A 12959-nucleotide genomic window follows, 5' to 3' on the forward strand; every position below is an offset into this window, starting at 1 on the left:
ACAGCGGTCAGTCGCGGTCAGCCGTGGTCGACCGGCGTCAGCTGTCGAAGCCGAGTCCGACCCGGTCGAGCGCCCGCAGCCAGACGTTGCGTCTGCCTCCGTTGACGTCCGCCCGCGCCAGCGACCAGCGGGTGAGCGCGATGCCGGTCCAGGCGAACGGCTCCGGCGGGAACGGCAGCGGTTTGGACCGCACCATCTCCAGGGCGGTCCGCTCGGTCGCCTCGCCGTCGAGCAGGTCCAGCACCACCTCCGCGCCGAACCGCGTGGCGCCGACGCCCAGCCCCGTGTAGCCGACGGAGTAGCCGACCCGGCCCCGGTGCGCCGTGCCGAAGAACGGCGCGAAGCGCGAGCAGGTGTCGATGGCCCCGCCCCAGGCGTGGGTGAAGCGCAGCCCCTCCAGCTGCGGGAAGCAGGTGAAGAACTGCTCGGCGAGCGCGGCGAAGGTCTCGGGCCGGTTGTCGTACTCGGCCCGCACCCGCCCGCCGTAGCGGTAGACGGCGTCGTAGCCGCCCCACAGAATCCGGTGGTCGGCGGTCAGCCGGAAGTAGTGGAACTGGTTGGCGAGGTCGGCCAGGCCCTCCCTGCCCCGCCAGCCGATCGAGGCCCGCTGTTCCTCGGAGAGCGGCTCGGTGACCAGGGCGTAGTCGTAGACCGGCACGGTGTAGGGCCGCACCCGGCGCAGCAGGCTCGGGAAGACGTTGGTGGCCAGCGCCACCTTGCCGGCCCGCACCGACCCGTAGGGCGTGGTCACGGTCATGCCCGCCCCTCCCTGCCGCAGGGAGAGGCCGGGGCTGTTCTCGTGGATCCTGACGCCGAGTCGCAGGCAGGCATCCTTCAGCCCCCAGGCCAGCTTGGCGGGGTGGACCAGGGCGACGCCCCGGCGGTCGTACAGGCCTCCGAGGAAGGCCGGGGAGTCGACCCGGGCGCGCACCGCGTCGGCGTCGAGGAGTTCGACGTCGTCGGCGAGGCCGTGCTCCTCCAGCGTCCGGTACAGCTCGCGCAGTTCGCCGAGGTGGTGCGGCTCGGTGGCGAGATCGATCTCCCCGGTGCGCTCGAACTCGCAGTCGATGTCGTAGCGGGCGACGGTGTCCTCGATGGCGTCGAGGTTGCGGGCGCCCAGTTCCTCGAGGGTGCGGATCTCGCCGGGCCACCGGGAGAGCCCGTTGGCGAGTCCGTGGGTCAGGGAGGCGGCGCAGAAGCCTCCGTTGCGTCCGGAGGCGGCCCAGCCGATCTCCTTGCCCTCCAGCAGCAGGACGTCGCGGCCCGGGTCGCGTTCCTTGGCGACCAGGGCGGTCCACAGTCCGCTGTAGCCGCCGCCGACCACCAGCAGGTCGCAGGTGGTGGCGGCGGTGAGCGCGGGCTCGGGGCGGGGCCTGCCGGGGTCCTCCAGCCAGAAGGCGGCCGGTCGGGCCTCGGCGAGAGACTTGGTCCAGCGGTTCATGGCTCCAGGGGCCATGAATCTCAACTCCCCACAGGGTGTGTCGGATTACGCCTTTGTGCGTTTTCGGCCGTTGCCCACGGCCATGGAGATCACGACGACGAGCACGGCTATCAGGAACATGGCCGTGCCGACGACGTTGATCTGCACCGGGGTTCCGCGCTGCGCCGATCCCCAGACGTACATGGGGAAGGTCACCGTGGAACCCGCGGTGAAGTTGGTGATGATGAAGTCGTCGAAGGAGAGCGCGAAGGCGAGGAGCGCGCCGGCCGCGATGCCGGGCCAGGCGATGGGCAGGGTGACGCGCAGGAAGGTCTGCACCGGTCCGGCGTAGAGGTCCTGCGCGGCCTGCTCCAGGCGCGGGTCCATCGACATCACGCGCGCCTTGACGGCGGTGACGACGAAGCTGAGGCAGAACATGATGTGAGCGATGAGCACCGTCCAGAAGCCCAGCCGCGCGCCCATGTTGAGGAACAGGGTGAGCAGCGAGGCGGCCATCACGACCTCGGGCATCGCCATCGGGAGGAAGATCAGCGAGTTGACCGCGCCGCGCCCCCGGAACCGGTAGCGGGCCAGGGCGAAGGCGATCATGGTGCCGAGCACGGTCGCGGCCAGCGTCGCCCAGAAGGCGAGCTGGAGGCTGAGCGCCAGCGAGTCGCAGAGCCCGGAGACGCCGCAGGGGTTGGTCCAGGCGTCGGCGGAGAACTCGTTCCAGGTGTAGTTGAAGCGTCCCGCCGGGTCGTTGAAGGAGAACACCGTCACGACGACGTTGGGCAGCAGCAGGTAGGCGAGGGTCAGCAGGCCGAAGATCACGACCAGGTGCCGCCGGAGCCACGTGAGAAGGCCCATCAGACGAGATCCTCCGTCCCGGAGCGGCGGATGTGGACGCTGACGACCACCAGGATCACGGCCATCAGGATGAAGGAGAGCGCCGCGGCGGTCGGGTAGTCCAGGACGCGCAGGAACTGCGTCTGGATGACGTTGCCGATCATGCGGGTGTCGGTGGAGCCCAGCAGGTCGGCGTTGACGTAGTCGCCGCCGGCCGGGATGAAGGTCAGCAGTGTTCCGGCCACCACGCCCGGCATGGACAGCGGCAGGGTGACCCTGCGGAAGACGGTCGCGGGGCGGGCGTAGAGGTCCGACGCGGCCTCGTGCAGGCGCGGGTCAATGCGCTCCAGCGAGGTGTAGAGCGGCAGGACCATGAACGGCAGGAAGTTGTAGGTGAGGCCGCAGACCACGGCCAGCGGGGTGGCCAGGACGCGCTCGCCCTCGGTGAGGCCGAGCATGCTGGTCACGTCGAGGACGTGCAGCGTGTTGAGGGTGTCGACCAGCACGCCGCCGTCGGCCAGGATCGTCTTCCAGGCCAGGGTGCGGACCAGGAAGCTGGTGAAGAACGGCGCGATCACCAGGATCATGATCAGGTTGCGCCAGCGTCCGGCCCGGAAGGCGATCAGGTAGGCCAGCGGGTAGCCGAGCAGCAGGCAGAGCAGGGTGGCCGTGCCGGCGTAGGCCACCGAGCGCAGGAACTGCGGCCAGTACTCGGCCAGCGCCTCGGCGTAGGTGGCGAACCGCCAGGTCACCTCGTAGCCGGCCTCGAGCGAGCCGGTCTGGAGCGAGGTGGAGGCCTGGTAGAGCACCGGCAGGGCGAAGAAGACCAGCAGCCAGAGCAGGCCGGGCAGGAGCAGCAGGTAGGGGACGCGCCGGCCGCGGCGGCGCGGCGGCCGCGCCTTGGCCCCGGCGGCGGGGGCGGTGGGCGCCGGGGGCGGCGGGGCCTCGGTGAGGGTGGTGGGGCTCATCCGGTCGCGGCCTCCTTCCTCGTGGTAGCGGCGGGCGCGGTGGGTGTGGCGCCCCGGGCGGGCACGGCCGGCGTGGCCTGCGCGGCCGGCGTGTCCGTGACGGCGGGCCCGGTCCCGGCGTCGATGTCCTGGGCGGCGTCCAGGGCGAAGGTGTGGGCGCGGCTCCAGTGCAGGACCACCTCGGTGCCGGGCACCAGGCCGGGGTCCCGGTCGACGTTCTGCGCGTACACCGCGAGGCCCTTCCCGGCGGGGCTGTCGACCAGGTACTGCGTGGAGACGCCGAGGAAGCTGGCCTCGGTGATCACGCCGGTGACCCGGTTGCGGCCCTCGGGTATGTCCCCGGCGCGGTCGGCGGGGGTCAGGGCCGCCTTCTCCGGCCGGACCCCGAGCAGCAGCCGGGCGCCGGTGGCGGTGGGGCCGGTGCAGCGCGCGGCGGGGACGCCCAGCTTGGCGCCGCCGGCGTGGACCAGGATCTCGTCGTCGGACGCCGAGGCGACCTCCGCCTCGACGAGGTTGGACGTGCCGAGGAAGTTGGCGACGAAGGTGGTGGCCGGGTTCTCGTAGAGGTCGGCGGGGGCGCCGAGCTGTTCGACGCGGCCGCCGTTCATCACGGCGACCGTGTCGGCCATGGTCATGGCCTCCTCCTGGTCGTGCGTGACGTGGACGAAGGTGATGCCGACCTCGGTCTGGATCCGCTTGAGTTCGAGCTGCATCTGGCGGCGCAGTTTGAGGTCGAGGGCGCCGAGCGGCTCGTCGAGCAGCAGCACCTTGGGGTGGTTGATGAGCGCGCGGGCCACGGCGACGCGCTGCTGCTGGCCGCCGGAGAGCTGGTGCGGCTTGCGGCGGGCGTGTTCGCCGAGCTGGACCAGGTCGAGCATCTCGTCGACCTGCTTCTTCACGGACCGGATGCCGCGGCGGCGCAGGCCGAACGCGACGTTCTCGAAGACGTCGAGGTGCGGGAAGAGCGCGTAGGACTGGAAGACGGTGTTCACCGGCCGCTTGTAGGGGGGCAGCCGGGTGACGTCCTGGTCGCCGAGGTGGACGGTGCCGGTGCTGGGTTCCTCCAGTCCGGCGATCATGCGCAGGGTGGTGGTCTTGCCGCAGCCGGAGGCGCCGAGCAGGGCGAAGAAGGAGCCCTCCGGCACGGTCAGGTCGAGCGGGTGGACGGCGGTGAAGGCGCCGTAGGTCCGGCTGATGCCGGTGAGGCGGACGTCGCCGCCGGAGGTGGTCCCGTTGTCCATCGTGGTCACGCCCCTGTCAGCTTCGCGAACGCGGCTTCGTAGGCCGTCTCTTCCTTGTCGTCCAGCGAGCGGAAGGCCCGGGACTTCTCGGCCATCTCCCGGTCGGGGAGGATCAGCGGGTTCTCCGCCGCCTCGGGGTCGAGCTCGGCGAGCTCGTCCTTGACCCCGTCCACCGGGCACACGTAGTTGATGTACGCGGCCAGCCGGGCCGCGTTGGCGGGCTGGTAGTAGTGGTCGATGAGGCGTTCGGCGTTGGTCTTGTGCCGTGCCCTGGCCGGGACCAGCAGGTTGTCGGTGGAGGTCATGTAGCCGCTGTCCGGCACCACGAAGTCGATCTCGGGGCTGTCGGCCTTGAGCTGGACGACGTCGCCGGCCCAGGCGAGGCAGGCGGCGAAGTCGCCGCTGGTGAGGTCGGCGGTGTAGTCGTTGCCGGTGAAGCGGCGGACCTGGCCCTTGTCGACGGCCTTCTGGAGGCGGGCGACGGCCGCGTCGTAGTCGTCGTCGGTGAAGTCGCCGGGGTCCTTGCCCATGTCCAGCAGCGTCATGCCCATCGTGTCGCGCATCTCGGTGAGCAGGCCGACGCGGCCCTTGAGGCGTGGGTTGTCCAGCAGGTCGGACATGGAGCGCACCTCGACGCCGTCCAGGGCCTTCTTGTTGTAGGCGATGACGGTGGAGATGCCGGTCCACGGATACGAGTAGGCGCGGCCCGGGTCCCAGTCCGGGCTGCGGAACTGCTGGGAGAGGTTGGCGTACGCGGTGGGCAGGTTGGCGGGGTCCAGCTTCTGCACCCAGCCGAGGCGGATCAGGCGCGCGGCGAGCCAGTCGGTGACGCAGATCAGGTCGCGGCCTGTGTCCTGGCCGGCGGCCAGCTGCGGCTTGATCTTGGCGAAGAACTCGTTGTTGTCGTTGATGTCCTCGGTGTAGGTGACCTTGACGCCGGTCCGCCGGGTGAACGTCTCCAGGGTGGGGTGGCGGGTCTCGCTCTCGTCGACGTCCATGTACTCGGTCCAGTTGGAGAAGCTGACGGTCTTCTCCTCGGCCGAGTGGTCGTCGGCGACGGCCGCTCCCCGCGTGTTGCCGGCCGGCGGGATGCCGCAGGCGGCGAGCGCGCCGATGCCGCCGGTCGCGAGCGCGCCGCCCGCGGAGGCGCGCAGCAGTGAGCGTCGGGAGAGGGCGGCCCTCCGGGCCGGGGAGGGACGGTCGGGCGAGTACTGCTCCATGCGCGTGGTGCCCTTTCGGGTGTGCCCTTTCGGGAGGAACCGACGGGAGACTCGGCCGCCGCGGCGGCGGACCTGGCTTCCTCCTGGCCGCCCGGGGCGGCGGCCGGAGGGACGCGGCGTGATGCACGGATGCCGACGAGGCCGGGGCTGGTTGCCGATCCTGACAGAGCGACGGGTGACCAACAAGGGATTCCGTTGTTGCCTTTTGGTTAATCGACGGAATCTGTCGGACGGTGGCGTCCCGGGCACGGAAACCCGGAAGCGCCGTGTCGGGGGCGCGTGCCAGAGTGGCGGGCATGCGAACGACCGAGGTACGCAGCCGTGAGGACCTGGCCCGTCTGCTGCGCGCGGGCACGCCGGTCAAGTACCTGCACTTCTGGGGGCACCGCCCGCAGCGGGACGGCGGCGTCGGCGCGGGCTGCCTGAGCCAGTGGTGGCCGGCCCCGTTCACCGTGGACGGCGAGTCCTACGCGACGGCGGAGCACTGGATGATGGCGGCCAAGGCCCGGCTCTTCGGCGACGCGGAGACGGAACGGCGCGTACGCGAGGCCGCCGGCCCCGCCCAGGCGAAGAAGCTGGGGCGGCTGGTGCGCGGTTTCGACGAGGCGGTGTGGGAGCGCGAGCGCTTCGGCATCGTCGTGGAGGGCAGCGTGCACAAGTTCGCCGCCCACGAGGAGCTGCGGGGCTTCCTGCTGGGCACCGGGCAGCGGGTCCTGGTAGAGGCCAGCCCGCTCGACCGGGTGTGGGGTATCGGCCTGGCCGCCACCGACGACGGCGCCTTCGACCCCGACCGCTGGCGGGGCCTCAACCTGCTCGGTTTCGCGCTGATGGAGGCCCGGCAGCGGCTCGGCGGCTGAGCGGCCCCGGGCCTCCGCCGGTGGAGGCCCCGCGGGGACGGGGCGGGCCGACCTACCGGGGCCGGGAGGACCCTGCCCGCTCCCGGACGCCGGTGCCACCCGGTGCCCCCGCCCCGCCGCCGAAGTCCCCGAGCGCCCTGGACCGCCCCGCCGCCGATGCCCCCTGGCGTCCTGCCGCGCCGCCGGTGCCACCTGGCGCCCCGGGCCGTCGGCCTCGCCCGGCGCCCCTGGCCGCCGGGCATCCTGGACCGCCCCGCGACCGGTGTCCCCCGGCGCCCTGCCCGGCCGCCGGAATGGCCGGGCGACCCGGGGCGCCCGCCGCCGATGTCGCCCGGCGCCCCGGGCCGGCCCAGGTCGCGCCCGGCGCCCGGACCGGCCGAGGTCGCGCCCGGACCGGCCGAGGTCACGCCGGGCGACCCGCACCGGCCGACGCGGTCAGAGGCCGCCCGCGCCCATCAGGCCGACCGACGCGCCCACCACGACGATCAGCGTGACCGGCAGCGCGATGCCGCAGATGCCGCAGACCAGGCCGGCCATGGCCATGCCCTTGTTGGTGGCCTCGCCGCGCTTCACCTTCTGCAGGCCGACCGCCCCGAAGATGATCGCCAGCACGCCCAGGACGACGCCCAGCACCCAGAAGCAGATGAAGACCAGCGAGCAGATGCCGAGCACCAGGGCGGTCACGCCCATGCCGTTGGACGGCTGCGGCGGCATCCCGGCCCACTGCGGGGTGACCTGCGGCGGGACCACGGGTCCGAAGCCCTGCGGCGCGTGCGGCGGCGGACCGAACGGGTTCGGCGCGGCGGCGGGGGGCGGCGGCACCGCCCCCGGCTGCGGCGGCATGCCCTCCGCGGGCTTCGCCCACGGGTCGGGCGTGCCCCCGGCGTACGGGTTGTCGGCGGTGTTGTCGGCCATGCGGTGGCTGTCCCCTCCTGCTGCGCCGCGCACGCCGGCCGTACGCGGACGCGCCATCCTATGGCCCCGGCAACGCCTCGCGGGGCCCCGCCCTACGATGATGCGGACCCCAGGGAGGACCCATGACCGACCAGCCCGACGTCCGCCGCACCCTCGACGCCGGCGTCACCCGTGACCTGCACGCCTTCATCGCGGGTCTGCCCAAGGCCGAGCTGCACGTCCACCACGTCGGCTCGGCCTCTCCCCGGATCGTCGCGGAACTGGCCGCCCGACACCCGGACTCCGGTGTGCCCACCGATCCCGAGGCGCTGGCGGACTACTTCACGTTCACGGACTTCGCGCACTTCATCCAGGTGTACCTGTCGGTGGTGGACCTGGTCCGCACCCCCGAGGACGTCCGGCTGCTGACCTACGAGGTCGCCCGGGACATGGCCCGCCAGCAGGTGCGCTACGCCGAGCTGACCGTCACCCCGTACTCCTCGGTCCGCCGCGGCATGGACGAGAAGGCGTTCATGGACGCCATCGAGGACGCCCGCCGGGCCGCCGAGGCGGAGTTCGGCACGGTGCTGCGCTGGTGCTTCGACATCCCCGGCGAGGCCGGCCTGGTCTCCGCGGAGGAGACGGTCCGGCTCGCGACGGACGACGCGATCCGTCCCGAGGGCCTGATCTCGTTCGGCCTGGGCGGCCCGGAGATCGGGGTGCCCCGCCCGCAGTTCAAGCCGTACTTCGACCGCGCCCGCGCGGCCGGGCTGCACTCCGTCCCGCACGCGGGCGAGACCACGGGCCCGGAGACGGTCTGGGACGCGCTGCGCGAGCTGGGCGCGGAGCGCATCGGCCACGGCACCAGCTCCGCCCGCGACCCGCACCTGCTGGAGCACCTGGCCGAGCACCGGATCGCCCTGGAGGTCTGCCCGACCTCCAACATCGCCACCCGCGCGGTGCGCACGCTGGACGAGCACCCGATCCGGGACTTCGTGAAGGCGGGCGTGCTGGTGACGGTCAACTCCGACGACCCGCCGATGTTCGGCACCGACCTGAACAACGAGTACGCGGTCGCCGCCCGGCTGCTGGACCTGGACGAGCGGGGCCTGGCCGAGCTGGCGAAGAACGCCGTGGAGGCGTCCTTCCTCGACCCGGCCGGCAAGGCGGCAATCGTCGCGGAGATCGACGCCCACACCGACGCATGGCTCGCCCCCTGATCGCGGTCGCCCACCGCGGCGACCCGTACCGCCACCGCGAGAACACCGTGCCCTCGCTCCGCTCGGCGCTGGAGCGCGGCGCGGACGCGGTGGAGGTGGACGTGCGCCTCACCCGCGACGGGGTCCCGGTGCTGCTGCACGACCGGACCCTGGAGCGGCTGTGGGGCCACGACCGCCCCGTCGCCTCGCTCACCGCGGCGGAGCTGCGCGACCTCACCGGCGACCGGGTGCCCACCCTGGCCCGCGCGCTGGAGGCCACCGCCGGGCACCGCGTGCTGCTCGACCTGCCGGGTGACGTCGCCCGCCGGCCGGGCGGCCCGGACCGGGTGCTGGAGGCGGTGCGGCGGGCGCGGGCTGAGGAGCGCGTGTACTGGTCGGGGGCGTCGGCGACCCTGCTCGCCGTGCGGGCCTCCTCCCCGTCGGCCGAACTCGCCCTGACCTGGACGACCTCGGTCCCGCCGCGCCCCGCCCTGCTGGCGGCGGTGCGACCCCGGTGGCTGAACTACCGGTTCGGGCTGCTGACCGGCGATCTGGTCGCCCGGCTGCACGCCGGGGGCTACCTGGTCTCGGCGTGGACCGCGGACACCCGGCGCTCCATGCGACGGCTCGCCGCCGCGGGCGTGGACGCGGTCACCACCAACCGGATCGATGTCCTCGCCGCTCTGCGGGACGCGGGGCGGCACACCCCCTAGGGGCCGACCTGACCTTGATCCCCGGCCCCGACTGCCGCTGCTGTCAGGGCGGTTACGGGGTCGCCGCCCTCCTCGGCGATGATCCGTCCGGGTCCGTGCCGCGAGCAGGATGACCGTGCCCGATGCGCACCCGTCGTCCTGAGGAGAACCGCATGCCCCGCACCGCCCGCACCGCACGGACCGCACGCACCGCCGCCGTCGCCGTCGCCGCCGCCCTGACCCTGGGCCTCGTGCTCCCCTCGGCCGGGGCGGCCACCGCCGCGCCCCACCCGCGCGCCTCCTGCGTCACCCTGGCCCCCGGCCCGGACGCCGAGGCGCTCTGCGAGGCCATTCGCGACCTGCCCGACGACGACGCCACGGCCGCGCAGGTCCGCGTGGGCGGTCACGGCGCCTGGCTCGGCACGGCCGGGGTGCGGGACCTGCGCAGCCAGGCCCCCGCGTCGGCGCACGGCCGGTTCCGCGCCGGCTCCACCAGCAAGGTGGTCACCGCCTCGCTGGTGCTCCAGCTCGCCGCCGAGGGACGGATCGGCCTCGACCGGCCCGTCCAGCGGTACCTTCCGGGGCTCTTCCCGGCCTCGTTCGAGCCGATGACCGTGCGGCAGCTGCTGAACCACACCAGCGGCCTCAGGCCGGGCGCCTCCTTCGGCGACACCACCGAGGAGATGTGGGAGCACCGCTTCGAGACCCTCACCCCCCAGGAGGTGGTCGCCGGGTCGGTCGCGGCGGGCCCTGGCCCCGCCCCCGGCACGGTGCAGCGGTACTCCAACATCCACTACGTCGTCCTCGGCCTGCTCGTCGAGGCGGTCACCGGCGACACCTTCGCCCACCAGGCCGAGGTGCGGGTCTTCCGTCCGCTGGGCATGCGGGACAGCTCCTTCCCGGTGAACGGCGACCCGCGCGTCCACGGCCCGCACAACCGGGGTTACGAGCGCATCGACGGCCGCCTCACGGACGTCACCGAGTGGAACATGACGGACCGTTTCGCGGCCGGCGACCTGATCTCGTCGACGGCCGACCTGGAGACCCTGATGGTCTCGCTCTTCCGGGGCGAGCTGGTGCCCCGGCCCTACCTGGACCAGATGTTCGAGATCCCCGACGTCAGGAACGAGGAGGGGGAGAAGGCGACGATCGGGCTCGGCCTGGAGCGCTTCGCGGTCGGCGGGCGGGAGATCTGGGGCAAGACCGGCTCCCGCCCCGGCTACCACACCGTGGTGGCGGCCACCCGCGACCTCTCCCGCACCGTCGTGTACTCGGTGAACTCCACCGACGCGCGCGGCGACGGCAACGCCATCGCCCAGCGCTTCGCCTTCCCCGCCTTCAACCGCTGACCGCGACGGGCCCGGCCGCCGTCGCCACGCCCTCCCCGGCCGCGGCGACGGTCAGGGCCTCCAGCCGCTTGATCCGGCGGCGCAGGATCAGCAGCGGGATCACCCCGAACACCCCGAACGACATGTCGATCAGCATCCAGAAGAAGGGGATGCCCCGGATCGGCCCGCAGATCAGCGCCAGGGGGATGATGCCGGCGCAGGCGATCATCCCGAACTCGATCACCCAGATGTTGCGGACCGGGTCCCGGTAGGGCCCCCAGAAGGCCACCGCGATCACCAGGTGCGCGAAGGCCAGCCAGTCCGTCCCGTACAGCAGGAACGGATACTCGGCGTCCGCCCGGTCCAGGCCGCGGCGGACCCGGGTGACCCACTCCGTCAGCCCGTCGGGCGCGGGGAGCACGGACAACGCCTGCTCCGCCCAGCGCAGTTCGTGGACCAGGGGGAAGGCGGTGATCCCGCTCAGCACCAGGCACACGACGAAGAACAGCAACCAGCACCGAATGCCCCGCAGCAGGGCAGCTCTGTCGCTCACGGCAGCAGCGTACGCCATTCTTGAACATGTTCAAATACTGCCGCCGGACCCGGGGGCCGCTCACAGGTCCGGGGAACGCGAAGGGGCCCCGGGCGGTCTCCACCGCCCGGGGCCCCTTCGTGGCCGCGTCGTGCCGTCAGCCCTCGAGCGAGGTCATGACGTGCTTGATGCGGGTGTAGTCCTCGAAGCCGTAGCCCGACAGGTCCTTGCCGTAGCCGGACTTCTTGAAGCCGCCGTGGGGCATCTCGGCGACCAGCGGGATGTGGGTGTTGATCCAGACGCAGCCGAAGTCCAGGGTCTTGGACATCCGCATCGCCCGCGCGTGGTCACGGGTCCACACCGAGGAGGCCAGCGCGTAGTCGACGCCGTTGGCGTACTCGACGGCCTGGGCCTCGTCGGTGAAGGACTGCACGGTGATGACCGGGCCGAAGACCTCGTTCTGGACGATCTCGTCGTCCTGCTTGAGGCCGGAGACCACGGTCGGGGCCCAGAAGTAGCCCTTGTCGCCCACCCGGTGACCGCCGGCCTCGACCTTGGCGTGGGCCGGGAGGCGGTCGATGAACCCGGCGACCTGGGCGAGCTGGTTGGCGTTGTTCAACGGGCCGTAGAGCACGTCCTCGTCGTCCGGCTGGCCGGTCTTCGTCTCGGCGGCGGTCTTGGCGAGCGCGGCGACGAACTCGTCGTGCACCGACTCGTGGACCAGCACGCGGGTGGCCGCCGTGCAGTCCTGGCCGGCGTTGAAGTAACCGGCCTCGGCGATGGACGAGACGGCCTTCTCGATGTCCACGTCCTCGAAGACCACGACCGGCGCCTTGCCGCCGAGCTCGAGGTGGACCCGCTTGAGGTCCTTGGCCGCGGAGCCCGCGACCTGCATGCCGGCGCGGACCGAGCCGGTGATGGAGGCCATCGCGGGGGTGGGGTGCTCGACCATCATCCGGCCGGTCTCGCGGTCGCCGCAGACGACGTTGAAGACGCCCTTGGGCAGGACCTCGCCGAGGATCTCGGCGAGCAGCACGGTCGACTCCGGCGTGGTGTCGGACGGCTTGAGGACGACCGTGTTGCCCGCGGCGAGGGCCGGGGCGAACTTCCAGACGGCCATCATCATCGGGTAGTTCCACGGGGCGACCTGCGCGCACACGCCGACCGGCTCGCGGCGGACGATGGAGGTCAGGCCCTCCATGTACTCGCCGGCCGAGCGCCCCTCCAGCATCCGGGCCGCGCCCGCGAAGAAGCGGATCTGGTCGACCATCGGCGGGATCTCCTCGGTGCGGGTGAGCCCGACCGGCTTGCCGGTGTTCCTCACCTCGGCCGCGATGAGGTCCTCGGCACGCGCCTCGACGGCGTCGGCGATCTTCAGGAGGGCCCGCTGGCGCTCGGCGGGCGTGGCGTCGCGCCAGGCGGGGAAGGCCGCCGCGGCGGCCGCCATGGCGGCGTCGACGTCGGTCTGCCCGGACAGCGGGGCGGTGGCGTAGGGGTCGCCCGTCGTCGGGTCGACCACCTCGGTGGTCCGTCCGTCGGCGGCGTCCCGGAACTCACCGTCGATGTAGTTGCGCAGACGACGCAGTTCGGTGCTCACTGCCGGCCTCCTGATCAGTGCGGGGGTTGCGGGGTCGTCCCGTGCGGAACGTCTCGTAGGTCGAGACGCCCACCCTAGTCGGGACCCCCGCGTTTCCGACACCCCCAACCTGGTGATTTCTGCGAAATCCGCAGCGAAAGATGCTTCAGACAACGGATTTCATCG

General features: G+C 72.6%; 12 protein-coding genes. 4 read left to right on the forward strand and 8 right to left on the reverse strand.

Translation table 11 applies throughout. The features are described 5' to 3' along the window. Window positions 1-37: 37 nt before the first annotated feature. Genes ACWD3O_RS06900 through ACWD3O_RS06920 form a run of 5 tightly spaced genes read right to left on the reverse strand, consistent with a single transcriptional unit; the run spans window position 38 to window position 5695 of the window. Window positions 38-1456 carry an NAD(P)/FAD-dependent oxidoreductase gene (locus tag ACWD3O_RS06900; protein ID WP_451415078.1) on the reverse strand — a complete coding sequence of 473 codons (1419 nt, stop codon included), beginning with the start codon at window positions 1454-1456 and terminating at the stop codon, window positions 38-40. Window positions 1457-1486: 30 nt separating this feature from the next. Next, window positions 1487-2287, reverse strand: coding sequence for an ABC transporter permease (locus ACWD3O_RS06905; RefSeq protein ID WP_451415079.1), 801 nt, complete (start codon window positions 2285-2287; stop codon window positions 1487-1489). After that, a complete protein-coding gene (locus ACWD3O_RS06910) occupies window positions 2287-3234 on the reverse strand; it encodes an ABC transporter permease (protein ID WP_451415080.1) in 948 nt (315 codons plus the stop codon). Before ACWD3O_RS06910 ends, ACWD3O_RS06905 begins: the two co-directional genes overlap by 1 nt. Then, window positions 3231-4475, reverse strand: coding sequence for an ABC transporter ATP-binding protein (locus tag ACWD3O_RS06915; protein WP_451415218.1), 1245 nt, complete (start codon window positions 4473-4475; stop codon window positions 3231-3233). Before ACWD3O_RS06915 ends, ACWD3O_RS06910 begins: the two co-directional genes overlap by 4 nt. A 5-nt stretch (window positions 4476-4480) precedes the next feature. Beyond that, window positions 4481-5695: an ABC transporter substrate-binding protein gene (locus ACWD3O_RS06920; RefSeq protein ID WP_451415081.1), complete on the reverse strand. Its 1215-nt coding sequence runs from the start codon at window positions 5693-5695 to the stop codon at window positions 4481-4483. A 296-nt stretch (window positions 5696-5991) separates the two neighbouring features. Between ACWD3O_RS06920 and ACWD3O_RS06925 the strand changes: the two genes are divergently transcribed. Further along, on the forward strand, window positions 5992-6552 hold the full coding sequence (locus ACWD3O_RS06925) for an NADAR family protein (protein ID WP_451415082.1): 561 nt from the start codon (window positions 5992-5994) through the stop codon (window positions 6550-6552). Between the two features lie 435 nt (window positions 6553-6987). Here the strand turns inward: ACWD3O_RS06925 and ACWD3O_RS06930 are convergent, their stop codons facing one another. Continuing rightward, window positions 6988-7467, reverse strand: coding sequence for a DUF4190 domain-containing protein (locus ACWD3O_RS06930; RefSeq protein WP_451412044.1), 480 nt, complete (start codon window positions 7465-7467; stop codon window positions 6988-6990). A 122-nt stretch (window positions 7468-7589) separates the two neighbouring features. Between ACWD3O_RS06930 and ACWD3O_RS06935 the strand changes: the two genes are divergently transcribed. The 3 genes from ACWD3O_RS06935 to ACWD3O_RS06945 all read left to right on the forward strand — a co-directional run bounded on the left by ACWD3O_RS06935 (window position 7590) and on the right by ACWD3O_RS06945 (window position 10686). After that, a complete protein-coding gene (locus ACWD3O_RS06935; RefSeq protein ID WP_451415083.1) occupies window positions 7590-8666 on the forward strand; it encodes an adenosine deaminase in 1077 nt (358 codons plus the stop codon). Then, the gene (locus ACWD3O_RS06940) at window positions 8651-9358 is read left to right on the forward strand and encodes a glycerophosphodiester phosphodiesterase (protein WP_451415084.1); all 708 of its coding nucleotides are present in this window, start codon (window positions 8651-8653) and stop codon (window positions 9356-9358) included. The genes ACWD3O_RS06935 and ACWD3O_RS06940 overlap by 16 nt, the downstream gene beginning before the upstream one ends. A 152-nt stretch (window positions 9359-9510) precedes the next feature. Continuing rightward, window positions 9511-10686, forward strand: a complete 1176-nt coding sequence (locus ACWD3O_RS06945; protein ID WP_451415085.1) for a serine hydrolase domain-containing protein — start codon at window positions 9511-9513, stop codon at window positions 10684-10686. Here ACWD3O_RS06945 and ACWD3O_RS06950 read toward each other — a convergent pair. Further along, window positions 10676-11218 (reverse strand): hypothetical protein, encoded by a 543-nt coding sequence (locus ACWD3O_RS06950; RefSeq protein WP_451412048.1) that lies wholly within the window; start codon window positions 11216-11218, stop codon window positions 10676-10678. The two genes, ACWD3O_RS06945 and ACWD3O_RS06950, sit on opposite strands and share 11 nt — an antisense overlap. 136 nt (window positions 11219-11354) lie before the next feature. Next, a complete protein-coding gene (locus tag ACWD3O_RS06955; protein WP_451415086.1) occupies window positions 11355-12794 on the reverse strand; it encodes a gamma-aminobutyraldehyde dehydrogenase in 1440 nt (479 codons plus the stop codon). Between the last annotated feature and the right edge of the window lie 165 nt (window positions 12795-12959).

Source organism: Streptomyces sp. NPDC002640 (assembly GCF_053592575.1).